Source organism: Streptomyces sp. JH34 (genome assembly GCF_029428875.1).
Classification (GTDB): Bacteria; Actinomycetota; Actinomycetes; order Streptomycetales; family Streptomycetaceae; genus Streptomyces.
In genome coordinates this window covers 6,014,674-6,039,276 of sequence record NZ_JAJSOO010000001.1, presented here as the reverse complement: position 1 = coordinate 6,039,276, position 24,603 = coordinate 6,014,674, and the positions used below count along the sequence as shown (strand labels likewise).

Sequence of the window (24,603 nt, the reverse complement as noted above, 5' to 3'; positions counted from 1 at the left end):
TACGGCGCGATGGCGAAGAACATCCAGTCGCTCGAGCGGGCAGCGGCGATGCTGCGTCTGCTGGCCGGCGGCGAGCGCCGGCTGGGCCTGTCCGACATCGCGTCGTCACTGGGTCTGGCCAAAGGTACCGCGCACGGCATTCTGCGCACCCTCCAGCTCGAGGGCTTCGTCGAGCAGGACCCCGCGTCCGGCCGCTACCAGCTGGGCGCCGAGCTGCTGCGCCTGGGCAACAGCTATCTCGACGTGCACGAGCTGCGGGCCCGCGCGCTGGTCTGGACCGACGACCTGGCCCGCTCCAGCGGCGAGAGCGTCCACCTGGGCGTGCTGCACCAGCGCGGCGTCCTGATCGTCCACCACGTCTTCCGGCCGGACGACAGCCGCCAGGTACTGGAGGTCGGCGCCATGCAGCCGCTGCACTCCACCGCCCTGGGCAAGGTCATCGCGGCCTACGACCCGGTCGCGCACAGCGAGGCGACCGAGGTGGAGCTGCGGCCCTTCACGCCCCGCACGGTCACGGGCGAGGAGGAGTTCGAGTCGCTGCTCGACCTGATCCGGGCCCAGGGCTGGGCCGCCGACGTGGAAGAGACCTGGGAGGGCGTGGCGGCGGTGGCCGCCCCCATCCACGACCGCCGCAGGATGCCGGTCGGCGCCGTGGCCGTGACGGGCGCCGTGGAGCGCGTCTGCGCGGGCGGTGAGCTGCGCCCCGAACTCGTCGCCGCGGTCCGGGACTGCGCCCGCGCCGTCTCCCGGGACCTGGGCGCCGGACGCTTCTGAGCCCACCGCGGCGTCGGTAACGATCGAGTCGCGCGTCACACACCCCTTGACGCACTCTTCATCGGGGAGAAACATTGCCGTTCACCGGTCGGCATTGCCGAACACTTAACGGCAATACGCGTTAGAGTGTGACAGTGCCGAGGGCCGGTCAAGCCCTACAGGTGAGTGCCCGTACCGAACGAGTACCCACCTGGGGGTGCGATCCACCGGAGGGACCCGGTGTTTCGCCTTCCTCTGGACGAAGGACAAAGGAGTCACGGGTGTCCAGCTCCGACATCTTCATCGGCGAGACCATCGGTACCGCCGTACTCGTACTGCTCGGCGGCGGTGTCTGTGCCGCCGTCACGCTCAAGCGCTCCAAGGCGCACAACGCCGGCTGGCTGGCCATCACCTTCGGGTGGGGCTTCGCCGTACTGACCGGCGCCTACATAGCCTCCGGCGTGTCCGGCGCCCATCTCAACCCGGCGGTCACGATCGGACTGGCGATCCAGGGCGGCACCGCGTGGAGCGACGTGCCTCTGTACCTCGTGTCCGAGCTGTTCGGCGCGATGATCGGCGCCGTGCTCGTCTGGGCCGTCTACTACGGGCAGTTCCACGCGCACCTCACCGACCCCGAGATCGTGAGGAACCAGCCGGCCGAAGAGGGCATGGTCGACCAGTCGGCGGCGCCGAAGGCCGGCCCCGTGCTCGGCATCTTCACCACCGGTCCGGAGATCCGGAACGGGGTGCAGAACGTCGTCACCGAGATCATCGCCACGTTCGTGCTCGTCCTGGCGATCCTCACGCAGGGCCTCAACGACGAGGGCAACGGCCTCGGCGTCCTCGGCGCCCTGATCACGTCGCTGGTGGTCGTCGGGATCGGTCTGTCGCTCGGTGGCCCGACCGGTTACGCGATCAACCCCGTGCGCGACCTCGGGCCCCGCATCGTGCACGCGTTGCTGCCGCTTCCGAACAAGGGCGGGTCGGACTGGGGCTACGCCTGGGTACCGGTGGTAGGACCGCTCATCGGGGCCGCACTCGCCGGCGGGCTCTACAACCTCGCCTTCGCCTGAGCCACACCTGTAGACCACACAGACTTCCGGGAGCCACACCGTGACCGACGCACACACCACCGGCCCGTTCATCGCGGCCATCGACCAGGGCACCACGTCCAGCCGCTGCATCGTCTTCGACAAGGACGGCCGGATCGTCTCGGTCGACCAGAAGGAGCACGAGCAGATCTTCCCCAAGCCCGGCTGGGTCGAGCACGACGCCGCCGAGATCTGGGAGAACGTCCAGGAGGTCGTCGCCGGGGCGATCGTCAAGGCCGGCATCACCTCCGCCGACGTCAAGGCGATCGGCATCACCAACCAGCGAGAGACCACGCTGCTCTGGGACAAGAACACCGGTGAGCCCGTCCACAACGCCCTCGTCTGGCAGGACACCCGCACCGACGCGCTCTGCAAGGAGCTCGGCCGCAACGTCGGCCAGGACCGCTTCCGCCGCGAGACCGGCCTGCCGCTCGCGTCGTACTTCGCCGGCCCGAAGGTCCGCTGGCTTCTCGACAACGTCGAGGGACTGCGCGAGCGCGCCGAGCGGGGCGACATCCTCTTCGGCACCATGGACTCCTGGGTCATCTGGAACCTGACCGGCGGCACCGACGGCGGCGTCCACGTCACCGACGTCACCAACGCCTCGCGCACCCTCCTGATGAACCTGCACAAGATGGAGTGGGACGACAAGATCGTCCAGTCGATGGAGATCCCGCCGGCCGTCCTGCCGGAGATCCGGTCCTCCGCCGAGGTGTACGGCACCGCGAAGGGCGGCGTCCTCGACGGCGTCCCGGTGGCCTCCGCGCTCGGTGACCAGCAGGCCGCGCTGTTCGGCCAGACCTGTTTCGCCCAGGGCGAGGCCAAGTCCACGTACGGCACCGGCACCTTCATGCTGATGAACACCGGCCACACCCCGGTGAACTCGTACAACGGGCTGCTGACGACCGTCGGCTACCAGATCGGCGACCAGAAGCCGGTCTACGCACTCGAGGGCTCCATCGCCGTCACCGGTTCGCTCGTCCAGTGGATGCGCGACCAGATGGGCCTGATCAAGTCCGCGGCCGAGATCGAGACGCTCGCCTCCTCCGTCGAGGACAACGGCGGCGCGTACTTCGTGCCCGCGTTCTCCGGCCTGTTCGCCCCGTACTGGCGTCCCGACGCCCGCGGTGTGATCGCCGGACTCACCCGGTACGTCACCAAGGCTCACATCGCCCGTGCCGTGCTCGAGGCCACCGCCTGGCAGACCCGCGAGATCAGCGACGCCATGACCAAGGACTCCGGCGTCGAGCTGACCGCGCTCAAGGTCGACGGCGGCATGACCTCCAACAACCTGCTGATGCAGACGCTCTCCGACTTCCTGGACGCGCCCGTGGTGCGCCCCATGGTCGCCGAGACCACCTGCCTCGGCGCCGCCTACGCCGCCGGCCTCGCCGTCGGCTTCTGGCCGGACACCGACGCGCTGCGCGCCAACTGGCGCCGCGCCGCCGAGTGGACACCCCGTTTGGACGCGGCCACCCGTGACCGCGAGTACAAGAGCTGGCTCAAGGCCGTCGAACGGACCATGGGCTGGATCGAGGACGAAGAGATCTGAGGAGCATCAACATGACCACCCTGCAGAGCGTCCCCGCCCTCGGGACGCATCCGGCCTCCGGCTCCCTCCCGAGCCGCGCCGAGACCCGGGAGCAGCTGTCCAAGGCGACGTACGACCTCCTGGTGATCGGCGGCGGCATCCTGGGCATCTCCACCGCCTGGCATGCCGCGCAGTCCGGGCTGCGGGTGGCGCTGGTGGACGCCGGCGACTTCGCCGGCGCCACCTCCTCCGCGTCGTCCAAGCTGCTCCACGGCGGTCTGCGCTACCTGCAGACCGGCGCGGTGAAGCTGGTCGCGGAGAACCACTTCGAGCGGCGCGCGGTGTCCCGTCAGGTCGCCCCGCACCTGGCCAACCCGCTCACCTTCTACCTGCCCGTCTACAAGGGCGGGCCGCACGGCGCGGCCAAGCTCGGCGCGGGTGTCTTCGCCTACTCGGCGCTGTCCGCGTTCGGTGACGGCGTCGGCCACGTGATCAGCCCGGCGCGGGCACAGCGCGATGTGCCGGAGCTGCGCACCGACAATCTGAAGGCCGTCGCGGTCTACGGCGACGACCAGATGAACGACGCCCGGATGGCGCTGATGACGGTACGCGCGGCCGTCGACGCGGGCGCCGTCGTCCTCAACCACGCCGCGGTGACCGCGCTGCGGTTCACCAAGGGCCGCGTCACGGGGGCCGAGCTGGAGGACCGTCAGGACGGCACGGAGTTCGGCGTGAACGCCCGGCTCGTGCTCAACGCGACCGGCCCCTGGGTCGACCACCTGCGGAAGCTGGAGGACCCGGCCTCCGCGCCCTCCATACGTCTGTCCAAGGGTGCCCACCTCGTCCTCAAGCGCACCCGCCCGTGGAAGGCCGCGCTGGCGACGCCGATCGACAAGTACCGCATCACGTTCGCCCTGCCGTGGGAGGACATGCTGCTGCTGGGCACGACCGACGAGGAGTACGAGGGCGACCCGGCCGATGTCGCGGTCACCGAGAAGGACACGGCCCAGATCCTCGACGAGGCGGCGTTCTCCGTCCGGGACCAGCAGCTCTCCCGCGATCTGATCACCTACTCCTTCGCCGGGCTCCGGGTGCTGCCCGGCGGCCCGGGCGACACCTCGAAGGCGAAGCGCGAGACGGTCGTGACCGAGGGCCGCGGCGGGATGCTGTCGGTCGCGGGCGGCAAGTGGACGACGTTCCGCCACATCGGCCGCACCGTGATGAACAAGCTGGCCGAACTGCCCGGTCACCCCCTCGCGGAGGACATGGAGCCGATGGCCCGGCTGCCCCGGAAGGTGCCGCTGCCCGGTATCGCCAACCCGAACGCGGTCGCGCACCGGCTGCTGGTCGACGGCGGTACGCCGGGGCCGCGGATGTCCGCCGACACCGCACGGCACCTCGCGACCCACTACGGTTCGCTGTCGTTCGACATCGCGCGGCTGGCCAACGAGAACCCGGCGCTGGGCGAGCGCATCCACCCCGACGCCCCGGAGATCTGGGCGCAGGTGGCGTACGCGCGCGACCGCGAGTGGGCCGAGACGGCGGACGACGTGCTGCGCCGCCGGACGACGCTGACGATCCGGGGGCTCGCGACCGACGACGTCCGGGCCAAGGTCGAGGACATGCTGGCAGACGGCCGCTGACGGCGGCGGCGCGGGACAACAGGGGCGGTCTCCCGGTCGGGAGGCCGCCCCTGCGGCTGTGCGGGCGGTCTCCGCGACACCTGCCACGGCCGCCTCGCGGGTGCGATGCGGCGCGGGGGCAGCGGTCGTACGCCGTAGGGCCGTGCTCCGGGGCCGTCCGTCTCCCGTCCTGGCCCCATAATGAGGGCATACATCGGATGTCTTGTGCGCGAGGAGGCCCTGCATGGCCGTCACCGACGAAGCGATCGAGCGGATCAAGGGAATGATCGTCTCGGGTGCGCTGGCTCCCGGGGACCGGCTTCCCAAGGAGAGCGAGCTCGCTGCCGAGCTCGGCCTGTCGCGCAACTCGCTGCGCGAGGCGGTGCGCGCGCTGTCGCTGATCCGGATCCTCGACGTCCGTCAGGGCGACGGCACCTACGTCACCAGCCTGGACCCCCAGCTGCTCCTGGAGGCCCTCAGCTTCGTGGTGGACTTCCACCGCGACGACACCGTGCTGGAGTTCTTCGCGGTCCGCAGGATCCTGGAGCCGGCGGCCACGGCGATGGCGGCGCTGCGCATCGAGGAGGAACAGCTGGACGCGCTCAGCGCCCAGCTGGACGCGCTGGGGCCCGACCCCTCGGTGGAGGCGCTGGTCGCCGGTGACCTGGAGTTCCACCGGGGCATCGCCCGGCACTCCGGCAACTCGGTGCTCTGCTCCCTGCTCGACGGCCTGTCCGGCCCGACCACCCGGGCCAGGGTGTGGCGCGGGCTGACCCAGGAGGACGCGGTGGGCCGGACGCTGCGCGAGCACCGGGCCATCCTCGCCGCGATGCGGGACCGGGACGCCGAGGCCGCCCGGTCCTGGGCGACGGTGCACGTGGCGAGCGTGGAGCAGTGGCTGCGTTCGACCCTGTGAGCCCCGGTCGGCCCCTCGGCCGGCCCCCGCGAGCCGCGGTCAGCCCTGTGGCGGGGCGGGGCGGAGGCGCAGGCCCTGCATCCCCCCGTCGACGGCGAGCGCGGTGCCCGTGACGGACGCGGCCGCCGGGCTCGCGAGGTAGACGACGGCGGCGGCCACCTCGTCGGCGGACACCAGCCGTCCGAGCGGCTGTCGGGCGTCGAGCGCGGCCCGCTCGGCGGCCGGGTCCTCGGCCTGTCCGAGCAGTCGGCCGATCCAGGGGGTGTCCGCGGTACCGGGATTGACGCAGTTCACCCTGATCCCCTCACGGACGTGGTCCGCGGCCATCGCGAGGGTGAGCGAGAGCACGGCGCCCTTGCTCGCGCTGTAGAGCGCGCGTTGCGGCAGACCGGCGGTGGCGGCGATGGAGCAGGTCTGGGTGATCGACACGGCGCCGGGCCGGCCGACGGCGGCGCGCCGGAGGTGGGGCAGCGCGTGGCGGGCGGTGCGGACCATGCCGAGCACGTTGATGTCCAGTACGCGGGTCCACTCCTCGTCGGCGTTGTCCTCGACGGTGCCGATCGAGCCGATCCCCGCGTTGGACACCACCGTGTGCAGGCCGCCCAGTTCGGTGGCCGCCCGCTCGACGGCATTCCGTACGGCGTCGTCGTCCGTCACGTCGGCCCGTAGGGCGAGGGCCCCCGCGGGCGCGCCCTCCGGGTCGAGGTCGAGCACCGCGACGCGCGCCCCGCGGGCGAGCAGCTGGGTGGCCACGGCGGCCCCGATACCGGACGCGCCGCCCGTCACCAGGGCGGACAGTCCGTCGAAATCCTGTGTGGCGGTCATCGTCCGGTCTCCTCGGGTGTGCGGCGGGCCTGCCAGACGGGGCCCTGCGGATAACGGTGCCCGGCGATCGAGGCGGGAAGCATCCGGGCCGAGAAGCCCGGCGCACGGGGGGTGACGTAGCGGCCGTCCTCGACGACGGCGGGGTCGGCGAAGTGCTCGTGGAGGTGGTCGACGTACTCGATGACCCGGTCCTCGAGGCTGCCCGACACCGCGACGTAGTCGAACATCGAGAGGTGCTGGACCAGCTCGCACAGCCCGACGCCACCGGCGTGGGGGCAGACCGGGACGCCGTACTTGGCCGCGAGCAGCAGGATCGCGAGGTTCTCGTTGACCCCGGCGACGCGTGCGGCGTCGATCTGGACGAAGTCGACCGCGCCGGCCTGGAGCAGCTGCTTGAACACGACCCTGTTGGCGATGTGCTCACCGGTGGCGACCTTGACCGGCTGCCCGGCGCGCACGGCGGCGTGGCCGAGCACGTCGTCGGGGCTGGTCGGTTCCTCGATCCAGTACGGGTCGTACGGGGCGAGCGCCTTCATCCACTCCACCGCGTCCGCCACGTCCCAGCGCTGGTTGGCGTCGACGGCGATCCGGATGCCGGGGCCGACGGCCTCCCGGGCGGCCGCGAGTCTGCGGACGTCGTCGTCCAGATCGGCGCCGACCTTCAGCTTGATCTGGGTGAAACCGTCCGCGACGGCCTCCTCGGCCAGCCGCACGAGTTTGGCGTCGTCGTACCCCAGCCAGCCGGGTGAGGTGGTGTAGGCGGGATAGCCCTCGGCGAGGAGCCGCTCGGTGCGCTCGGCGCGGCCCGGCTCCGCGGCACGGAGGATGCCGAGTGCCTCCCGCGGGGTGAGGGCGTCCGTGAGGTAGCGGAAGTCGACGAGGGAGACGAGCTCCTCGGGCGTCATCTCCGCGAGGAACTGCCAGACGGGCTTGCCGGCCAGTCTCGCCGCGAGGTCCCAGGCGGCGTTGACGACGGCTCCGGCCGCCATGTGCATCACGCCCTTCTCGGGGCCGAGCCAGCGCAGCTGGGAGTCGTGCGTGAGCGCGCGGTACAGGGCGGCGAGGTCCGCCGCGTCACGCGGGACGGGCAGCCCCACCAGATGGGGGCGGAGCGTCTCGATGGCCGCTGCCATGACATCGTTGCCGCGGCCGATGGTGAAGCAGAAGCCGTGTCCTTCCTCGCCCCTGCCGTCCGGACCGCCGGCGCCGTCCGCGCGCAGGACGACATAGGCGGCGGAGTAGTCGGGATCGGGGTTCATGGCATCCGAGCCGTCCAGCTGCTCCGAGGTGGGAAACCGGATGTCGTCGACCTCGAAATCCATGACGGTCAGACTCATGTGCGCCCCCAGGGGAATAACATCGGATCTCTACACGGTCATCCGATGTATAACCTCCCGTAGACCTCGCAGTCCAGGGCCAGGGCGAAGATCTATGGTTTTCGACCAGAACAGCTCGGATGAATCATGGGGTGGCACGGTTCATCTCCGTACGCAAACGGGCTGCCTCGGAGCAGGACGGAAGCCGTAAGGTTGGTCCGTACACAAGGGAACTTCGGAAGGAGGCCTGGGTGATCGAGCTCGAGGGGGTACCCGAGCTGATCGACCCGGTCATGGTGGCCGCGTTCGAGGGCTGGAACGACGCCGGGGACGCCGCCTCCACCGCGGTCGCGCATCTTGACCGGGAATGGAAGGGCGAGGTCTTCGCGGCGCTCGACGCCGAGGACTACTACGACTTCCAGGTCAACCGGCCCACGGTGTGGATGGACGGCGGGACACGCAAGATCACCTGGCCCACCACGCGGCTCTCCGTGGTCCGGGTCGGCGGCGAGAAGCCCCGTGACCTGGTGCTGATCCGTGGCATCGAACCCTCCATGCGCTGGCGTTCGTACTGCAACGAGATCCTGGGCTTCGCCCATGAGCTGGGCGTCGAGATGGTGGTCGTCCTGGGAGCGCTGCTCGGCGACACCCCGCACACCAGGCCGGTGCCCGTCAGCGGGGTCACGTCCGATCCGGACCTGGCGAGGACCATGGACCTGGAGGAGACCAAGTACGAGGGACCGACCGGCATCGTGGGCATCCTCCAGGAGGCCTGCACGCATGCCGGGGTGCCCGCGGTCAGCCTGTGGGCGGCGGTCCCGCACTACGTGTCGCAGCCGCCCAACCCCAAGGCGACACTCGCGCTCCTGAACCGCCTGGAGGACCTGCTCGGTCTGCGGATCCCGCTGGGCGAGCTGCCCGAGGACGCCCGCGCCTGGCAGCTCGGGGTCGACCAGCTGGCCGCCGAGGACAGCGAGGTCGCGGAGTACGTGCAGACGCTGGAGGAGGCGCGGGACACCGCTGAGCTGCCGGAGGCGTCCGGCGAGGCCATCGCGCGCGAGTTCGAGCGCTACCTGCGCCGCAGGGACGTCGGCGGCCCGGGCCAGGCACCGGGCGGTCATGCCACGGAGAGCGGTGACGTGCCCTACCTGCGGGACACCTCGGGCGGGCGTACGCGACCGCCGAAGCCTCAGCGCCCGGAGAAGGGCAGGCCCAAGGACGGCGAGGGCGGAGACACGCCCGAGGACCCGCCGTCGGACGGGCCGGGCGAGGACGCCCCGGACGACTGACACCCGCCTCCGGCTACGCGACGGCCCCGGACTTCGTCGATCTCTCGCGAAGTCCGGGGCCGTTCGGCGTGTCCGTGCGGCTCCGGGTCAGAGCGCGACGCCCAGCAGGGCGTCGACGGTGCGCGAGACGAGGCCGGGCGCGCCCTCGTCCGTGCCGCCGCCGGAGGTCTGGCGCTCGGCCCAGCGGTCCACGGCGGCGAGTGCGGCCGGGGTGTCCAGGTCGTCGGCCAGGGCCTCCCGCACCTCCTCGACGAGGGCGTCGGCGGAGAGCCCGTCGGGCCGGGAGACGGCGGCACGCCACCGGGCGAGACGCTCGACCGCGTCGGCGAGCACCTGGTCGGTCCACTCCCAGTCGGACCTGTAGTGGTGCGCGAGCAGGGCGAGCCTGATCGCGGCGGAGTCCACGCCGTCCCGGCGCAGCGCCGACACGAAGACGAGGTTGCCCTTGGACTTGGACATCTTCTCGCCGTCGAGGCCGACCATCCCGGCGTGTACGTAGGCGCGGGCGAACGGGTGCTCGCCGGTCAGCACCTGCGCGTGCGAGGCACCCATCTCGTGGTGCGGGAAGGCGAGGTCGGAACCTCCGCCCTGGACGTCGAAGCTCATGCCCAGGTGGTCCAGCGCGATGGCGACGCACTCGATGTGCCAGCCGGGCCTGCCGCGTCCCAGGGAGCCGCCGTCCCAGCTCGGCTCGCCCTCACGGGCGGCCATCCAGAGCATCGGGTCGAGCGGGTTCTTCTTGCCGGGGCGCTCAGGGTCACCGCCGCGCTCGGCGGAGAGCAGTCGCATGGCCTCGGCGTCCAGGTTCGAGACCTCGCCGAAGTGCGGGTCGCTCTCCACGGAGAAGTACACGTCGCCGTCGAGTTCGTAGGCGGCGCCCGCGTCCCGGAGGCGTTCCACGAGCGGGACGATGCCGGGTATCGCCTCGACCGCCCCGATGTAGTGCTTCGGGGGAAGCATGCGCAGGGAGGTCATGTCCTCCCGGAAGAGGGCCGTCTCGCGCTCCGCGAGCTCGGTCCAGTCCTCGCCGTCGCGCACGGCCCGCTCCAGCAGCGGATCATCCACGTCGGTCACGTTCTGGACGTAGTGAACCTGCCGCTTGGTGTCGAGCCACACGCGCTGAACGAGGTCGAACGCGTTGTAGGTCGCCGCATGACCCATGTGGGTCGCGTCGTACGGCGTGATGCCGCAGACGTATATGCGGGCGACGGGACCGGGGTCAAGGGTGATCCGTCCGCCGGTCGCGGTGTCGTGGATCCGAAGGTCGCGGCCCTTGCCAGGCAGGGCGGGGACCTCAGAAGCGGGCCAGGCATGCATGTCATGAGCGTAACCGGACGATGCTTCCGGATACGAACCGGATGGCAGATCATGGCCGAAGAGGCGGTCTTGCGCTCGGGGCCGTCGTGCTCTCCCTGCCGTTCCCGGACCGGGCGCGGCCCGTACCGCCGTACGGGCCGGACCGGGACGTCACACGGGCGGCCACGGGATCGGCGGCCAGTCACCGCTCGGCTGCGGGTGCCGGCCGGACGCGCGGAGGCCGTCCACCCGGCCGCGCAGTGCGTCGAGTTCAGCCGCGGTGATCAGTTCCCCCAACCGGGTGGCGAGCTCCGCGCCCGGCTCGATGGCGGCGGACAGCCGGTCGAGCACCTCGGCCGCCTCGGGGGTCAGGGGTTCGCCCGCCCATCCCCAGAGCAGCGTCCGCAGTTTGTCGTCGGCGTTGAACGTGACGCCGTGGTCGATGCCGTACAGCCGTCCGCCGGGTGCGGGCAGCAGGTGCCCGCCCTTGCGGTCACCGTTGTTGATGACCGCGTCCAGCACCGCGAGCCGGCGCAGGCGGGGATCGTCGGCGTGCACCAGCAGGGCCGTCCGGCCCTCCCCCACCTCGGCGAATCCGACGGCCTTCCAGCCCTCTCCCGGCTCCTCGTCCTCGACGAGGGCGAGGAGCTGCGGCGGCCCTTCGGCGTCCCCGTCGCCGGCCTCCGCCTCGATCCACAGCTGGCACATCCCCTCGCCGTAGGGGCCCTCCCTCAGCACCGTCGGCGGCACGAGGCCCCAGCCGGTGGCTTCGGAGATCTCGTACGCGGCGACCTCGCGCCGGGCGAGGGTGCCGTCGGGGAAGTCCCACAGCGGCTGCTCACCGGCGACCGGCTTGTAGACGCACGTCCGCTCCTCGCCCTCGTGGGAGATCGTGCAGTACAGCACCGCGTTCGACGCGCCCCGGACCTGGCCGAGGACCGTGAGCTCGCCCTCCGCGAGCAGGGTGCGCAGCCCTGCCTCCGTCAGGCCCCGCGACGGTATCCGTTCTGGCGCGGGCATACGTGTCCTTCCGGATCGAGGGGGAGGCTGCACAGCGGGCAGGGCGGGCGGCCGGCGTTCACGACGTCGAGCGCGCGCTTGGCGAAGGCGCGGGCCTGGGCTCCGCTCAGCCGGACGCGCAGCATCGGCGGGCCGTTCTCCTCGTCCTGCAGAAGCCTTTCCTCGGCCTCCGCGAGGTCGTCCTCGGAGTCGGCGTCCAGTTCGACGAGGGCCTGCGCCTCGACGATCATGCGCTGCTCATCGCCGTCCCAGGCGAGCGCCATCGTGCCGACCCTGAACTCCTCCTCGACGGGGGCGTCGAGCGGCGCGGTGTCGGCGACGTCCGTGGGCGCGACGGCCGGCACCGGTGAATTGCCGCCGGTCCGCCGGACGACCTCGTCGAGGAGTTCGTCGATCCGTTCGGCCAACGCGGCGACCTGCGTCTTCTCCAGGGCCACGCTGGTGACCCGTCCACGCGAGGATGCCTGCAGGAAAAACGTACGGCGGCCAGGCAACCCGACCGTACCGGCCACGAAACGGTCCGGTGGGTCGTAGAGGAACACCTGACGGGACACGTCCTGTCTCCCTTGAGAATGTGATGGCGGATGGGGGCGGCCCCCGGGGCCCTGCGAGAGGTCCCGCAAGGGCTCTACGGCGCGTCCACCCTACTGCGCTGAGCGATCACGGTGCCCCAGCGCCGCCCCCGACGGCCGCATCCGTTGCCGTGTCCCCCGCCGCGTCGGCCCCGATGGCCTGTTCGCGCGGTGCCAGGGAGGCGAAGTCGCCGGTGTCGCCGAGGCGGAGGAGGAACGGCCGCAGCCGGGTGTAGCGGATCGCGGTGACGGAGCACGGGTCGGCCTGGATGCGCTGGAAGAGGTCGAGGTGCATGCCGAGCGCGTCGGCGACCAGGGCCTTGATGATGTCCCCGTGCGAGCACATCACATAGGCGGCGTCCTCGCCGTGCTCCGCCTCGATGCGGGCGTTCCAGTCCCGGACGGCCTCGACGGCCCGGGCCTGCATGGCCCGCATGGACTCACCGCCGGGGAAGGCGGCGGCCGAGGGGTGCTGCTGGACGACTCGCATCAGCGGCTCGTCGGAGAGCTCGGCGAGCTTGCGCCCCGACCAGTCCCCGTAGTCGCATTCGGAGATGCGGTCCTCGGTGTGGAGTGCGAGGCCGGGGCGGGCGTCCAGCAGCGGCTGGAGCGTCTCGCGGCAGCGCTGCAGCGGGCTGCTGACGGCCGCCGCGAAGGTGAGGGCCGACAGCCGGCCGGGCAGTGCGGCGGCCTGGGCGGCACCGCGTTCGTCGAGGGAGACGCCGGGGGTCCGGCCCGCGAGCACTCCGGAGGTGTTGGCGGTCGAGCGTCCGTGGCGTACGAGGATGAGCGTGGGCATACCCGCCAGCCTAGAGGGGTGCGTGAAGGCGTCGCGGCAGGGAAGAATGCGCGAGTGATCGTCGACTGCGGAATTTACCGGGACGGGCGTCGGACCGAAGGTCCCGCCGACTTCTCCGATGCCCTCGACGAGGCACGTGCCACCGGGGACGCCTTCGTCTGGATCGGGCTGCACGAGCCGACGGAGAAGGAGTTCGAACTGGTCAGCAGCGAGTTCGCGCTGCATCCACTCGCGGTCGAGGACGCCCTGCGCGCCCATCAGCGGCCCAAGCTGGAGATCTTCGACGACTCCCTCTTCGTCGTGATCAAGCCGGTGGTCTACGAGCCGAAGAGCGACACGGTGAGCGCCGGCGAGCTGATGCTGTTCATAGGGGACTCCTTCGTGGTGACGGTGCGGCACGGCGAGGGCGCCCCCCTCGCGGCGGTCCGCAGCCGCCTGGAGGCGGAGCCGGAGGTCCTCCGGCACGGGCCGACGTCGGTGCTGTACGCGGTCAGCGACGCGGTGGTGGACCATTACATCGAGGTCGCGGCCGAGCTCCAGATCGACCTGGAGGAGCTGGAGGCCCAGGTCTTCGCCCCGACCGGGTCGGCGGACTCCAAGAACACGGCGGCGAGCATCTACACCTTCAAGCGGCAGGTGCTCGAGTTCCGCCGGGCGACCAACCCGCTGAGCGCCCCGATGGCGCGGCTGTCGAGTGCTGGCGTGCCGTTCGTCGACACCGGGTCCCAGCCGTTCTTCCGGGACGTGAACGACCATCTGACGCGTGCCGTCGAGCATGTGGAGGGACTCGACCGGCTGCTCTCGGACATTCTGTCGGCCCATCTGGCACAGGTGGGCGTGCGGCAGAACGACGACATGCGGAAGATCTCGGCGTGGGCCGCCATGGCCGCCGTGCCGACCATGGTGGCCGGTATCTACGGCATGAACTTCCGCCACATGCCGGAGCTCGACTGGGCGTGGACCTACCCGGCGGTGATCGTGCTGATGGGTGTCGCGGTCGCCGGGCTGTACCGCCTGTTCAAGCGCCGCGGCTGGATGTAGGGGCGGGCGTCTCAGGCGTACTCGGTCTCGGGTACGGCCGGGCCGCCCAGCGCGTCACGCCGGGCGGGCGGTTCCAGGCTCACCATGCGCCGCCAGCCCACCAGCCGCTCGTACGCGTACATCGCGTGGATCCCCGCGGCCAGCGCGGCGGCCTTGGGGCGCGGCCAGCGCAGCACACGGCCCATGTGGCTCATCACGGCGAGGCTGACGTCGCGGTACACCCGGATCTCGGCGTGGGCGCACTCGCGCAGGACGGACTGGATCGTCCGGCCGTGTCCGGCCCGGGCGAAGCGGAGGAGCTCCTCGTGGCAGTAGGCGAGGTGGTTGTCCTCGTCCCGCGAGATCATCCTGACGGCCCGCCCGAGGACGGGGTGTTCGGCGAAGTGCTTGAGCAGGAGCCGCATCTGCTCGGAGGCCCGTTGTTCGGTGACCCGGCTGTGTGCCAGGTAGACGATGACGTCCCGCTCGGTGAGGAGTTCCTCACGGCTGAGCCGCTCGTGGGCGAGGCCGATGCCCCGGCGCTCCAGCAGCAGGGTGTAGTCGGTCTCGTACGGCACCGCCACGGGCTGGAGTCCCCGCTGCTTGAGCAGGGCGTTGAAGATCCGGCCGTGCTTGTCCTCGTCGGCGCCGTGCCGGGCGACCTTGGGTGCCAGCTCGCGCAGTCGCGGCGGCACGAGTGCGGCGATGCGCCCGTTCTCCCAGCCGCCCTGCGACTCCCCTCCGGCAGCGATCGAGCAGAACAGCCGGAACGACTCGTCGTCGTCGAGGATCTCCTGGAACAGACTCTTTGCCGACAGCATCACTGCCACCTTTCGCACCGGTGTCCGCAGAGGGACAGTCAAATTCGGTACGCGCGGGTAGGCAACACGAACGGGGCGAGGGCAGGGCCGAACGGGCGCCGCGCGGCGGCGCGGGGGCGCCACGGGAGGGGTACGGGGCGTAACCGGGAGCACTTTCGCGCGTTGCACCCTGTAACGGCCGTGGCGGGGAGGACCCCCCGAGCCCCCACCACGGCCGTAGTGCTGATCCCGGTGCCTACGCGGCGAGGCCGGAGCGCTCCAGTGCGTCGGTGCCGGCGCGCAGGGCAGCGAGCCGCTCGTCGAGCGTGAAGCCCGCCGGGGCGAGGGTCAGGGTCGTGACGCCCGCCGCCGCGTACGCCTGCATCCGGTCGGCGATCCGGTCGACCGATCCGAGCAGCGTGGTCTCGTCGATGAGCTGGTGCGGCACCGCGGCCGCCGCGCCCGCCTTGTCGCCGGCCAGGTACTTGTCCTGGATCTCGGCGGCCTCCTTCTCGTACCCCATGCGCTGGGCGAGCTGGTTGTAGAAGTTCTGCTTGCGGCTGCCCATGCCGCCGACGTAGAGGGCGGTGTACGGGCGGAACATGTCGGCCAGGCCGTGGATGTCGTCGCCGATCGCCAGGGGCAGGGTGGGGCAGACGTCGAAGCCGTCCATCGTCTTCCCGGCCTTCTCGCGGCCGGCCCGCAGGTGCTTCACCGCGGTCTCCTCCAGGTGACCGGCGGAGGGGAAGATCAGCAGGGCGCCGTCGGCGATCTCGCCGGTCTGCTCGAGGTTCTTGGGGCCGATCGCGGCGATGTAGAGCGGGATGTGCTCGCGCTGCGGGTGGACGGTCAGCTTGATGGGCTTGCCGGGGCCGTCGGGCAGCGGCAGCGTCCAGTGCTCGCCCTCGTAGGAGAGCCGCTCGCGGGACATCGCCCTGCGCACGATCTCCACGTACTCGCGGGTCCGGGCCAGCGGCTTGTCGAACTTGACGCCGTACCAGCCCTCGGACACCTGAGGTCCCGAGACACCGAGGCCGAGGCGGAAGCGGCCCCCGGAGAGCGAGTCGAGGGTGGCCGCGGTCATGGCCGTCATGGCCGGCTGCCGGGCCGGGATCTGCATGATCGCGGAGCCCACGTCGATGGACTCGGTCCGGGCGGCGACCCAGGCGAGCACGGTCGGCACGTCGGAGCCGTAGGCCTCGGCGGCCCAGCAGACGTCGTAGCCGAGCCGGTCGGCCTCCTGGGCGACGGCGAGGTTGTCGCCGTCCATGCCCGCACCCCAGTAACCGAGATTGATGCCGAGCCGCATACCCACACTCCCTCTACTGATCAGTAACGTTCCTGTGCCGGGGACTCTAGCGCGGGGCGCCCGGATCCGGCAGGCTCGCCCCGGGACCGCGGTTGTCCACAGGCTTCCACCCCGTGGGGTCCCGGCCAGTAATCTCAGCGCCCATGGAGCAGAGGCATCTCGGCCGTACCGGCCTTCGTGTGTCCCGGATCGGGCTGGGCACTCTCACCTGGGGCCGGGACACCGACGAACACGACGCCGCCGGCCAGCTCAAGGCCTTCTGGGACGCGGGCGGCACCCTCGTCGACACCGCCGACGTGTACGGCGGCGGAGAGGCCGAGCACGTGCTGGGGCGCCTCCTGGACGCCCTGGTGCCCCGGCAGGATCTGGTCGTCGCCACCAAGGCGGGCAGCGTGTCCGACCCCTACCGCCGGGTCGACGGGTCACGCGGGCATCTGCTCGCCGCGCTCGACGCCTCTCTCGCACGGCTCGGGACGGACTACGTCGACCTGTGGCAGATACACGCCTTCGACCCCGGGACGCCGCTGGAGGAGACCCTGCAGGCGCTGGACCTCGCCGTGTCCTCGGGGCGCGCCCGGTACGCCGGGGTGGCCGCCTTCAGCGGCTGGCAGCTGGCCAAGGCGGCCACGTGGCAGCTCGCCGCGCCCGGGCTGCGCACCCGGCTCGCGTGCACGCAGATGGAGTACTCGCTCCTGCAGCGCGGCGTCGAGCGGGAGGTGCTCCCGGCGGCGCTGGACCTCGGGGTGGGGCTGCTGCCGTCGTCGCCGCTGGGCCGCGGGGTGCTGACCGGCAAGTACCGCACCGGCACGCCGTCCGGTTCGCGTGGGGCCTCCGAGCAGCTGGCCCCGTTCGTGGAGCCGTATCTGGACGGGGCCGCGGGCAGGATCGTGGACGCGGTCGCCACGGCGGCGGACGGTCTCGCCACGACGCCGCTCCAGGTCGCGCTCGCCTGGGTGCGGGACCGGCCGGGCGTGGTGGCGCCGGTCGTCGGGGCGCGCAACGCGCAGCAGCTGACGGAGGCGTTGTCAGTGGAGGCGCTTAGTCTTCCTGACGAGATCTGCCAGGCGCTCGACGACGTGTCGGCGCCCGTGCACCGCTATCCGGACCAGGACTGGAGCACGCTGTGACTGCGCATTCCCGGGGAGAAGCCCCGGACCCCTCGGCCGAGGACCACGAGGCCGGCGAGGACGCCGGTGGCCGGGCCGCCGACACGCCCGGCGAGCCTGCCGAGGAGGGCGGTGCGGGGGGCGCCGAGGGCGCGGGCGACGACACGAAGGGCGCGGAGGACGCGGAGGACGCGGACGACGGCACGGACCGCGTGGACGACGACACGGAGGACGGCGCGGAGGGCGCGGGACACCTCGAGCAGGGTCATGAGGCGCCCGCCGCACCCGCTCCGTCGGAGGCCGAGGCGGAACTGGCCGCGCAGCGCGAGCTGCGTGAGCGGATCGAGCGGCGCAAGGCCGAGAAGGAAGGGCCCATCGCGGCCGGAGCGAAGCTGAGCGGACCGGCCGCCGATCTGCTGGCGGCCGTGCGCGCGGTGGAGAGCGGCGAGAAGCCGGGCACCGCCTTCTTCGACTCGCCCGAGGCGGCTCCCGCTCCTCGCCGGGCGGCCCCCGCCGCCCCGGCCGCGCCCGCGGCCCGGGCCCCCGAGCGGCCCGCGACGCGGGCCGTCTCCACCGAGGCGGCGGCCTCCGTGGCGGAGGTGCTCGCCGAGGGCGGGGCACCCGAGACGCTGGCACGCCCGGCCGCGGCGACGCTCGGGGAAGGGGCCGCGGGTCTCCTCCGGGACGACCCGTGGCAGCTCCTGTCCCTGCCCGGTGTGCGGCCCGAGCAGGCGGACGGCTTCGCGCGGGCGTTGCTGGGCGCGGAGTGCGGCCCCGACGACGAGCGGCGCACGTCGGCACTGGTGGGCTGGCTGCTGGAGCGGGCCGCGCTCCGCGGGCACACCGCGATGGACGCCGACGAGGCGCGGAAGGCTCTCGGCGGGTTCGCGGTGACCGATCCCGCCGGGGCCGTCGAGCACGCCGTGGCCGAGGGGGTCGTGCTGGTCTTCCAGGACGGCGTCGACGCCGCGGAGGGGGAGGAGACGGCGGAGGACACGGAAGAGACCGGGGAGTCGTCCGAGGACGGGGCCGGGGGCGGCGAGGAGCCGGTGCGGGTCCTGCTCGGCCTCGACCGGTACGCCCTGGCCGAGGAGAGCCTCGCCGACGGCCTGGCCCGGCTGGTCAACTCCTGCGAGAAGGGAACCGACTGGACGGAGGCCGCGGCCGCGGCCCCGTCCGCCTCGGCGGGCGAGCTGATCCGGGCGGCGGCGACCTCGGGACTGGTCGTCCACAGCGGCGGGGAGAGCGCCCGGGCGGAACCCGCCGCCCTCGTCGCCGCGGCGCGGGGCCTCGGTCTGCGGGCCCTGGGGACCACCCACAGCCCCGACGGACAGCGCAGGCTGGCCGCCTCGGCCGGTGATCCGGAGGCCGCTCTCACGCTCTCCGCCCTGCTCTCCGGCGAGGGCGGGCCCGGCCGGGACGCGGACGGTGCCCTCGCCCTCGACGTCCTGGTGGTGCTGGACGCCCCGCAGCTCGACGTGGAGACGGCCGCGATGCTGGTGGAATCGCTGGCCGACGGGACGCGGCTGGTCCTGAGCGGCGACCCGGGAGTGCTCGGATCGGCCGGCGCGGGCCGGGTGTTCGCCGACGTGATCGCGTCGCGCGCCTGCCCGCACGTGGTCTCGCGCACGCCCGACCCGGGGCCGATCGGCGAGCTGGTCTCCGGCATCGGGATCGGCGAGCTGGCCCAGGTCGAGGCCCCCGGCAGGGAAGTCGTGATCGTGCCCGTGCGGGACGCGGGCGAGGCCGTCCACCGCACGGTGCAGCTGGTGGCCGATTCGGTGCCGCGTGCCCTCGGCGTGCCGTCGTCGGACACCCAGGTGATCACGGTCGGGCACGGCGGCTCGGCGGGCACGACGGCACTCAACGCGGCCCTGAAGCAGCGGCTCAATCCGGGCCCGGGCAGGTTCGGCGGTTTCGACCCCGGCGACCGCGTGGTCCATGTCCCCGCACCGGGCAGGGTGATCCCCGGGGCGGTCGTCTCGGCGGACGCCGAGGGCCTGCGTCTGGACTGTGCGGGCTCGCCCGTCGTCGTACCGCAGGACCGGGTGGAGACCTCCGTGCGCCACGGCTGGGCGCTCAGTGCCCACCAGGCGGCCGGGATGCGCTGGCCCGCGGCTGTCGTCGTCCTGCCCGGCGACGCCGCTCAGGGGCTCAGCAGGCCCTGGGTGTACACGGCGTTCAGCCGCGGTGAGCGGCACCTGTCCGTGGTGCACGGCGTGGATCAGGCCCTGCCGCGTGCGGTGGCCGAGGTACCCGCACAGCAGCGGACGACCCGGCTGGGGCCCCTCCTGGAGGCGCTGCCCACCCCGGACGCCTCCTAGAGGGCGGGACGTGCCGACGGCCCCGGTGCGCTGCGCGCCGGGGCCGTCGGACGGCGGGATCAGGAGCGCTGGGGGGCGACGCCGTCCGGGTCGCCGTCCGGCTCGTCCTCCTCGTCGAAGACCGAGCTGGCGTCGAAACGGCAGACCACCAGTGCGGGGTCCGCGTCGTCGAACGGCGCCGCGAGCCACTCCCCCGGCTCGGGAAGCTCCTCCACGGCGGAGACCCAGAGGGTGGAGTCCCCCTCCTCCAGGCCGAACTCCACGTGCCGGGAGGCGATTTCGTCCGCCTCGTACTCGCCGAACACCACGCCCAGCGCGGCGTGCACTCCGGCGCCGGCGGCGGCCGCCTCGTCGTCCTGCCCGTCCGGGTCCAGGTCGGCGAGCCGCTGTGCCTGGGCGAGCAGCCTCGCCGGCTCCGCCACCGCGTAGTCGCGCCTGATCAGCACGCTGACGGCGTGCGGCTCCTCGGGGCCCGCGTAGGGCGGGAGGGAGCCCTCCGCGGCCGGGATCTCGAAGGGGGTGACCTCGTCGTAGCGGTCGTAGAGCAGTTCGTCGTAGACCTCGGCAGCGGCGGCCAGGGCGTTGAACGCGTCGTACACGGCGGGGTCGTCGTCCCCGGTACGGCGTTCGACCGCCTGGAGGTGGCGGTCGAGCGCGGTTTTGACTGCATCGGCGGCGGCGCGTACCTCGGCAGCGGTGGGCTGCGCAGCATCAGACATGGGACAGACGCTATCCGTACCGGGGGTCTGCCCGCACAATAGATGCGATGCCGGAATACGAATTCATCGACGTGTACGTGCCGCGCGGGGTGTCCCGCAAGGAGGCGGCCCGCCTGCTGACCGACCATGCCGAGTACGGGCACTGGGAGTTGGACCGGCTCACGCTGCGCCTGGACGGCAGCCGCCGGGTGCGGCTGCGGCGCCGCATCATCCGCCAGATCCGTGCCACCTGGTAGCACTGAGCGGGCTCCGCGTGCGCGGAACCCGCCCGTCGGACCGTTGCGGGGTCTACCGCTGTGCTGAGCCGCGCGAGCGCCGGTACAGCACCGTGCCCGCGCCGGCGAGCAGCATGCCCGCGCTCGCCGGGATCAGCAGGCCGAGTCCTCCCCCGCCGGTGTGCGCGAGCTGCTCACCCGCCACGAGCTGGGTCTCGGGAGCCGGGGGCGCGTCCGGGGTGACCGGCTTCTCCGGGGTGTGCGGCGTTTGCGGTACGACGGGAGGCGGGACCGGCTCCGTGTCGTTCTCGCAGGAGTTCCCGAAGACCGGGTTGAGCAGTCCGCCGACGGTGATGCTGTTGCCGCAGAGGTTCACCGGGATCTTCACCGGCGCCTGCAGCTGGTTGCCGGAGAGGATGCCGGGGGAACCGGTCGTCTCCGCCTGGGCCGAGGTGCCGGAAGCGCGGTGCCTGCCCGTCCCCGCCCCGCTGTCGCGCGCGTCCTCGTGCCCGGACGCGCGGCTCCCGGAGCCGTGTCCTGACGACGCCCCGTCGTCCGAGGCCCGCGCATGACCGGAATCGGAGGATCCGTTTCCGCAGTCGTTGCCGCTCGCGGGGTTGAGCAGACCGCCGACGTCCGCGGAGTTTCCGCACACGTTGACGGGTACGTCGATCGGGACCTGGATCGAGTTCCCGGAGAGCACGCCCGGTGAACCCGACGCGGCGCCGGCCGCACCCGCGTCGGCGTGCGCGTAGCCGCCGCCGAGCGCGAGCACTCCGCCCGCCGCCGCCATGGTGATCAGGCCCTTGCGTGTGACCTGTCGCATAGGTTGTCTTCCTGCCTTCTGCACTCACGAAATGCCCCGGACGCAGCCGTACGGGGCCGAATGCCCAGCGGCCTCGGAGTGCATGGGACGCACTCCGAGGCCGACCGGGCTCAAACCCTCACGGGTTGACGCGCATCGTCACGCGTTGACGCAGGTGTTGCCGAAGGCGGGGTTCAGCAGCCCGATGACGGAGACCGTGTTGCCGCAGACGTTCACGGGAACGTGGACCGGCACCTGGACGACGTTGCCCGAGAGCACGCCGGGGCTGCCGATGGCGGCACCCTGGGCACCGGCGTCGGCGGAAGCCATACCCGCACCGGCGAGCACGAGACCACCGGTAGCAGCCGCGATTGCGACGACCTTCTTGATCATGATTCCTCCTGTGTTGACAAGTGCGGTCCCAGCCGCGGACCGCATCAGGTGCAACGAGGAGAAGGTGGGCGGGCTACGTGCGGGTGATCCCTTTCACCCGTACCAGTGAGATTCGTACAGGCTCATGAATCCAGCTGCTCCGCGAGGCCGGGCAGGGTCAGGAGTGGTCGATGAAACGGTCGAGCACCCGCGCGCCGAACTTCAGACCGTCCACCGGGACCCGCTCGTCCACGCCGTGGAACATCCCGGCGAAGTCCAGCTCCGGCGGCAGCTTCAGCGGGGCGAAGCCGAAGCAGCGGATGCCGAGGTCGTCGAAGGACTTCGCGTCGGTGCCGCCGGAGAGCATGTAGGGCACGGCACGCGCGATCGGGTCCTCGGCCTTGAGCGCGATCTGCATCGCGTCCACGAGCGAGCCGTCGAAGCTGGTCTCCAGGGCCTTGTCCCCGTGCACGTCCTCGCGCTTCACCCGCGGGCCGAGGATCCGGTCGAGGTCGGCCAGGAACTCGTCCTCGAAGCCCGGCAGGAAACGCCCGTCCACGTGCGCGGTGGCCTGTCCGGGGATGACGTTCACCTTGTAGCCGGCGCCGAGCATGGTGGGTGCGGCGGAGTTGCGCAGCGTCGCACCGATCATCTTGGCGATCCCGCCGAGCTTGGCGAGCGTGGCCTCCATGTCCTCCGGGTCGAGCGGGGTGCCGAGCGCGTCGGACAGCTCGTCGAGGAAGGACCGCACGGTCTTGGTCACCCTGACCGGCCACTGGTGGCGCCCGAGCCGGCCGACGGCCTCGCAGAGCTCGGTGATCGCGTTGTCGGTGTTGGTCATCGAGCCGTGCCCGGCGGTGCCGTCCACGGTGAGCCGCATCCAGTGCATGCCCTTCTCGGCGGTCTCCACCAGGTAGAGGCGCAGGTTCTCGTTGACGGTGAACGAGAAGCCGCCGACCTCACCGATCGCCTCGGTGACGCCGTCGAAGAGGTCCCGGTGGTTGTCGACGAGGTGGCGCGCGCCGTAGGTGCCGCCCGCCTCCTCGTCGGCCAGGAAGGCCAGCACGATGTCGCGCGGGGGCTTGCGGCCGCTGCGCATGCGGTCGCGCACGACCGCGAGGGTCATCGCGTCCATGTCCTTCATGTCGACCGCGCCGCGTCCCCACACGCAGCCGTCCGCGATCTCCCCGGAGAACGGGTCGTGCGTCCAGTCCGCCGCGTTGGCCGGGACGACGTCGGTGTGGCCGTGGATCAGCAGCGCCGGCCTGGAGGGGTCCTCGCCCTCGATCCGGGCCACGGTGGAGGCGCGGCCCTTGTGGGACTCGATGATCTTCGGTTCCAGTCCGACCTCGGCGAGCTTCTCGGCGATGTACTCGGCGGCGGCCCGCTCCCCGGGGCCCGAGTGGTCGCCGTAGTTGCTGGTGTCGATCCGGATCAGGTCACGACAGAGGTCCACGACCTCGTTCTCGGCCCTCTCGCCGATGCCGGCCCGGGCCGTGTTGGTCTCGCTCACGCTGCTTCCTTCCACTGTCGCGGTGGTGCTCCTCCCCCATCCTCGCGCGCCCGCCCCCGCGCGCCCAAGACCGCCCGGGGCCCGTCACGCCCCGTTCACATGGCCGGGGGCGTGATCGAGCACCCCCGAATGTTTGCTATTGTTTTCCACGTCGGAACGGGCAGGGCCCGGACGACAGACACCCGGTCCGGGTGGCGGAATGGCAGACGCGCTAGCTTGAGGTGCTAGTGCCCTTTATCGGGCGTGGGGGTTCAAGTCCCCCCTCGGACACCAGCGGAAAACCCCCAGGTCATCCTGGGGGTTTTCGCTTTTCCCGGCTACTGCCTGATGCGCAGGAACGTCACGGAGTGCGCCGGGAACGTATGGGTGAGCAGGCGCCCGTCGACGCGCAGTGCCGAGGTGCGGGGCGCGACCTGGCGGTCATCGGCGGTGTTCACGGCGTCCGGGGCGGCCTGGAGCGTGGTCAGCCGGGCGGTCCGCGAGGACGGCCTCGCCCCCAGGTCGATCCGGGTCCTGGCGTCCGCCGCCTGTGCGTTCACGACCTTGACGACGAGGTCGCCGATGGCGTCGTCCCGGGTGACCACCTGCCGGAGGGGCTCGGCCGCCTTGTCGTCGGTGAAGGTGCCCCACTGCTCGCCGTCGAGGAACAGGGTGACCTGGCGGCCGCGCACCTGGATGTGGACGTCGTAGGCGCGCCCCGTCTCGATGGTCGTGGTGTCCTCGGTCATCGTCTGCTTGCGCCGTCCACCGACTTCTCCACGGCGGAGCGGGTGTTGCCCCAGCCGCCGAGGTCCCACCAGTAGGTGTTCCCGGTGTCCTTGACCCCGAAGGCGACGAGGAAGCCCTCCTTGCCGGCCTTCTTGATGGCCGTGACCTTCATGTCGTAGTTCTGCCAGCCGGTGTCCCCCGCCATGACCAGGGTGTTCTCCGCGCTCTCGTCGGACTGGACGTACGCCCCGTCCCGGACGGCCCAGTCGCCGCGCCCCGCGGCCTTCGTCCACCGGGCGTCGCCGGCGGAGAAGTCGTCGCTCAGCAGCTCGGTGCTGTCCTCCCCCGTCACGCGGACATCGTCGTAGGCCGCCGCGGTCGCCCAGGTCGACAGTCCGACCGCGCCGGTGATCGGCGCGGTGGTGGCGGACGTCGAGGAGGCAGTGCTCGGGACGACGCGGTTCCCCACGTTGTTCATGAAGAGCTTCTGGACCTCGTAGTTCGCCGATCCCCACGACTTCTCGTTGTCGAACCAGATCATGTCCGGCCGCCACTGCGCGTCGGCGAACAGCGGCGCGTAGGAGGCGAGCTCGACGACGTCGGCGTTGCGTTCCAGGCCGGTCATGTAGGCCGCTTCGGCGAGGGCGTCGGAGAAGCGGTTGTCGAGGGAGGCGTATCTGGC

General features: G+C 71.9%; 22 protein-coding genes, 1 tRNA gene and 1 pseudogene. 11 read left to right on the top strand and 13 right to left on the bottom strand.

What is annotated here, in order from left to right; all coding sequences use genetic code 11:
- Nucleotides 1-9: 9 nt before the first annotated feature.
- The 5 genes from LWJ43_RS27130 to LWJ43_RS27110 all read left to right on the top strand — a co-directional run bounded on the left by LWJ43_RS27130 (nucleotide 10) and on the right by LWJ43_RS27110 (nucleotide 5,913).
- Nucleotides 10-774 (top strand): IclR family transcriptional regulator, encoded by a 765-nt coding sequence (locus LWJ43_RS27130; RefSeq protein ID WP_147962204.1) that lies wholly within the window; start codon nucleotides 10-12, stop codon nucleotides 772-774.
- 260 nt (nucleotides 775-1,034) lie between these two features.
- Nucleotides 1,035-1,826, top strand: coding sequence for an MIP/aquaporin family protein (locus LWJ43_RS27125; protein ID WP_277334815.1), 792 nt, complete (start codon nucleotides 1,035-1,037; stop codon nucleotides 1,824-1,826).
- A 40-nt stretch (nucleotides 1,827-1,866) separates the two neighbouring features.
- The gene (glpK, locus tag LWJ43_RS27120; protein ID WP_277334814.1) at nucleotides 1,867-3,396 is read left to right on the top strand and encodes a glycerol kinase GlpK; all 1,530 of its coding nucleotides are present in this window, start codon (nucleotides 1,867-1,869) and stop codon (nucleotides 3,394-3,396) included.
- Nucleotides 3,397-3,407: 11 nt separating this feature from the next.
- Nucleotides 3,408-5,018, top strand: a complete 1,611-nt coding sequence (locus LWJ43_RS27115; RefSeq protein ID WP_277334813.1) for a glycerol-3-phosphate dehydrogenase/oxidase — start codon at nucleotides 3,408-3,410, stop codon at nucleotides 5,016-5,018.
- Between the two features lie 223 nt (nucleotides 5,019-5,241).
- On the top strand, nucleotides 5,242-5,913 hold the full coding sequence (locus tag LWJ43_RS27110; RefSeq protein WP_277334812.1) for a FadR/GntR family transcriptional regulator: 672 nt from the start codon (nucleotides 5,242-5,244) through the stop codon (nucleotides 5,911-5,913).
- 39 nt (nucleotides 5,914-5,952) lie between these two features.
- On the opposite strand, the gene LWJ43_RS27105 is transcribed toward LWJ43_RS27110, so the two are convergent.
- On the bottom strand, nucleotides 5,953-6,738 hold the full coding sequence (locus LWJ43_RS27105) for an SDR family NAD(P)-dependent oxidoreductase (protein WP_277334811.1): 786 nt from the start codon (nucleotides 6,736-6,738) through the stop codon (nucleotides 5,953-5,955).
- A complete protein-coding gene (locus LWJ43_RS27100; RefSeq protein ID WP_277334810.1) occupies nucleotides 6,735-8,075 on the bottom strand; it encodes an enolase C-terminal domain-like protein in 1,341 nt (446 codons plus the stop codon). Before LWJ43_RS27100 ends, LWJ43_RS27105 begins: the two co-directional genes overlap by 4 nt.
- 230 nt (nucleotides 8,076-8,305) lie before the next feature.
- On the opposite strand from LWJ43_RS27100, the gene LWJ43_RS27095 reads away from it, so the two are divergent.
- Nucleotides 8,306-9,343 carry a PAC2 family protein gene (locus LWJ43_RS27095; RefSeq protein WP_277334809.1) on the top strand — a complete coding sequence of 346 codons (1,038 nt, stop codon included), beginning with the start codon at nucleotides 8,306-8,308 and terminating at the stop codon, nucleotides 9,341-9,343.
- An 87-nt stretch (nucleotides 9,344-9,430) separates the two neighbouring features.
- Here LWJ43_RS27095 and mshC read toward each other — a convergent pair whose 3' ends face one another.
- The 4 genes from mshC to LWJ43_RS27075 form a co-directional block, all read right to left on the bottom strand.
- Nucleotides 9,431-10,660 carry a cysteine--1-D-myo-inosityl 2-amino-2-deoxy-alpha-D-glucopyranoside ligase gene (gene mshC / locus LWJ43_RS27090; protein WP_277334808.1) on the bottom strand — a complete coding sequence of 410 codons (1,230 nt, stop codon included), beginning with the start codon at nucleotides 10,658-10,660 and terminating at the stop codon, nucleotides 9,431-9,433.
- A gap of 150 nt (nucleotides 10,661-10,810) precedes the next feature.
- On the bottom strand, nucleotides 10,811-11,659 hold the full coding sequence (locus LWJ43_RS27085; protein ID WP_277334807.1) for an SCO1664 family protein: 849 nt from the start codon (nucleotides 11,657-11,659) through the stop codon (nucleotides 10,811-10,813).
- Nucleotides 11,623-12,213, bottom strand: coding sequence for a DUF3090 domain-containing protein (locus tag LWJ43_RS27080; protein ID WP_277334806.1), 591 nt, complete (start codon nucleotides 12,211-12,213; stop codon nucleotides 11,623-11,625). Before LWJ43_RS27080 ends, LWJ43_RS27085 begins: the two co-directional genes overlap by 37 nt.
- Nucleotides 12,214-12,319: 106 nt before the next feature.
- On the bottom strand, nucleotides 12,320-13,030 hold the full coding sequence (locus LWJ43_RS27075) for a histidine phosphatase family protein (RefSeq protein ID WP_277334805.1): 711 nt from the start codon (nucleotides 13,028-13,030) through the stop codon (nucleotides 12,320-12,322).
- 54 nt (nucleotides 13,031-13,084) lie between these two features.
- Here LWJ43_RS27075 and corA point away from each other — a divergent pair, with 54 nt between their 5' ends.
- Nucleotides 13,085-14,071 (top strand): magnesium/cobalt transporter CorA, encoded by a 987-nt coding sequence (gene corA / locus LWJ43_RS27070; protein WP_277334804.1) that lies wholly within the window; start codon nucleotides 13,085-13,087, stop codon nucleotides 14,069-14,071.
- Between the two features lie 11 nt (nucleotides 14,072-14,082).
- Here corA and LWJ43_RS27065 read toward each other — a convergent pair whose 3' ends face one another.
- Nucleotides 14,083-14,871, bottom strand: coding sequence for a ferritin-like domain-containing protein (locus tag LWJ43_RS27065; protein WP_277334803.1), 789 nt, complete (start codon nucleotides 14,869-14,871; stop codon nucleotides 14,083-14,085).
- Nucleotides 14,872-15,106: 235 nt separating this feature from the next.
- The gene (locus LWJ43_RS27060) at nucleotides 15,107-16,159 is read right to left on the bottom strand and encodes an LLM class F420-dependent oxidoreductase (RefSeq protein WP_277334802.1); all 1,053 of its coding nucleotides are present in this window, start codon (nucleotides 16,157-16,159) and stop codon (nucleotides 15,107-15,109) included.
- A gap of 143 nt (nucleotides 16,160-16,302) precedes the next feature.
- On the opposite strand from LWJ43_RS27060, the gene LWJ43_RS27055 reads away from it, so the two are divergent.
- Nucleotides 16,303-17,286 (top strand): aldo/keto reductase, encoded by a 984-nt coding sequence (locus LWJ43_RS27055; RefSeq protein ID WP_277334801.1) that lies wholly within the window; start codon nucleotides 16,303-16,305, stop codon nucleotides 17,284-17,286.
- Nucleotides 17,283-19,589 (top strand): helix-hairpin-helix domain-containing protein, encoded by a 2,307-nt coding sequence (locus tag LWJ43_RS27050; RefSeq protein WP_277334800.1) that lies wholly within the window; start codon nucleotides 17,283-17,285, stop codon nucleotides 19,587-19,589. The genes LWJ43_RS27055 and LWJ43_RS27050 overlap by 4 nt, the downstream gene beginning before the upstream one ends.
- A 59-nt stretch (nucleotides 19,590-19,648) precedes the next feature.
- Here LWJ43_RS27050 and LWJ43_RS27045 read toward each other — a convergent pair whose 3' ends face one another.
- Nucleotides 19,649-20,308 carry a hypothetical protein gene (locus tag LWJ43_RS27045; RefSeq protein ID WP_277334799.1) on the bottom strand — a complete coding sequence of 220 codons (660 nt, stop codon included), beginning with the start codon at nucleotides 20,306-20,308 and terminating at the stop codon, nucleotides 19,649-19,651.
- Between the two features lie 47 nt (nucleotides 20,309-20,355).
- Here LWJ43_RS27045 and LWJ43_RS27040 point away from each other — a divergent pair, with 47 nt between their 5' ends.
- On the top strand, nucleotides 20,356-20,544 hold the full coding sequence (locus LWJ43_RS27040; RefSeq protein WP_277334798.1) for a DUF5703 family protein: 189 nt from the start codon (nucleotides 20,356-20,358) through the stop codon (nucleotides 20,542-20,544).
- A gap of 52 nt (nucleotides 20,545-20,596) precedes the next feature.
- Here the strand turns inward: LWJ43_RS27040 and LWJ43_RS27035 are convergent, their stop codons facing one another.
- The 3 genes from LWJ43_RS27035 to LWJ43_RS27025 form a co-directional block, all read right to left on the bottom strand.
- A complete protein-coding gene (locus tag LWJ43_RS27035; protein ID WP_277334797.1) occupies nucleotides 20,597-21,349 on the bottom strand; it encodes a chaplin in 753 nt (250 codons plus the stop codon).
- A gap of 138 nt (nucleotides 21,350-21,487) precedes the next feature.
- Entirely contained in the window at nucleotides 21,488-21,721 is a 234-nt protein-coding gene (chpH, locus tag LWJ43_RS27030) for a chaplin ChpH (RefSeq protein ID WP_031099530.1), read from the bottom strand.
- 157 nt (nucleotides 21,722-21,878) lie between these two features.
- Nucleotides 21,879-23,213, bottom strand: coding sequence for a M20/M25/M40 family metallo-hydrolase (locus LWJ43_RS27025; RefSeq protein WP_277334796.1), 1,335 nt, complete (start codon nucleotides 23,211-23,213; stop codon nucleotides 21,879-21,881).
- 185 nt (nucleotides 23,214-23,398) lie between these two features.
- On the opposite strand from LWJ43_RS27025, the gene LWJ43_RS27020 reads away from it, so the two are divergent.
- Nucleotides 23,399-23,486, top strand: a tRNA-Leu gene (locus LWJ43_RS27020).
- A 44-nt stretch (nucleotides 23,487-23,530) separates the two neighbouring features.
- Here LWJ43_RS27020 and LWJ43_RS27015 read toward each other — a convergent pair.
- Nucleotides 23,531-24,597: pseudogene (locus tag LWJ43_RS27015) on the bottom strand (alpha-L-arabinofuranosidase C-terminal domain-containing protein); the annotation flags it as partial.
- Nucleotides 24,598-24,603 lie beyond the last annotated feature (6 nt).

Bases quoted from the DNA above. Each gene is read 5' to 3' on its own strand.
- LWJ43_RS27130 (WP_147962204.1), top strand. From the start codon at position 10: ATGGCGAAGAACATCCAGTCGCTCGAGCGGGCAGCGGCGATGCTGCGT.
- LWJ43_RS27115 (WP_277334813.1), top strand. From the start codon at position 3,408: ATGACCACCCTGCAGAGCGTCCCCGCCCTCGGGACGCATCCGGCCTCC.
- LWJ43_RS27110 (WP_277334812.1), top strand. From the start codon at position 5,242: ATGGCCGTCACCGACGAAGCGATCGAGCGGATCAAGGGAATGATCGTC.
- LWJ43_RS27105 (WP_277334811.1), bottom strand. From the start codon at position 6,738: ATGACCGCCACACAGGATTTCGACGGACTGTCCGCCCTGGTGACGGGC.
- LWJ43_RS27100 (WP_277334810.1), bottom strand. From the start codon at position 8,075: ATGAGTCTGACCGTCATGGATTTCGAGGTCGACGACATCCGGTTTCCC.
- mshC (WP_277334808.1), bottom strand. From the start codon at position 10,660: ATGCATGCCTGGCCCGCTTCTGAGGTCCCCGCCCTGCCTGGCAAGGGC.
- LWJ43_RS27085 (WP_277334807.1), bottom strand. From the start codon at position 11,659: ATGCCCGCGCCAGAACGGATACCGTCGCGGGGCCTGACGGAGGCAGGG.
- LWJ43_RS27075 (WP_277334805.1), bottom strand. From the start codon at position 13,030: ATGCCCACGCTCATCCTCGTACGCCACGGACGCTCGACCGCCAACACC.
- LWJ43_RS27065 (WP_277334803.1), bottom strand. From the start codon at position 14,871: ATGCTGTCGGCAAAGAGTCTGTTCCAGGAGATCCTCGACGACGACGAG.
- LWJ43_RS27060 (WP_277334802.1), bottom strand. From the start codon at position 16,159: ATGCGGCTCGGCATCAATCTCGGTTACTGGGGTGCGGGCATGGACGGC.
- LWJ43_RS27055 (WP_277334801.1), top strand. From the start codon at position 16,303: ATGGAGCAGAGGCATCTCGGCCGTACCGGCCTTCGTGTGTCCCGGATC.
- LWJ43_RS27045 (WP_277334799.1), bottom strand. From the start codon at position 20,308: ATGTCTGATGCTGCGCAGCCCACCGCTGCCGAGGTACGCGCCGCCGCC.
- LWJ43_RS27040 (WP_277334798.1), top strand. From the start codon at position 20,356: ATGCCGGAATACGAATTCATCGACGTGTACGTGCCGCGCGGGGTGTCC.
- LWJ43_RS27035 (WP_277334797.1), bottom strand. From the start codon at position 21,349: ATGCGACAGGTCACACGCAAGGGCCTGATCACCATGGCGGCGGCGGGC.
- chpH (WP_031099530.1), bottom strand. From the start codon at position 21,721: ATGATCAAGAAGGTCGTCGCAATCGCGGCTGCTACCGGTGGTCTCGTG.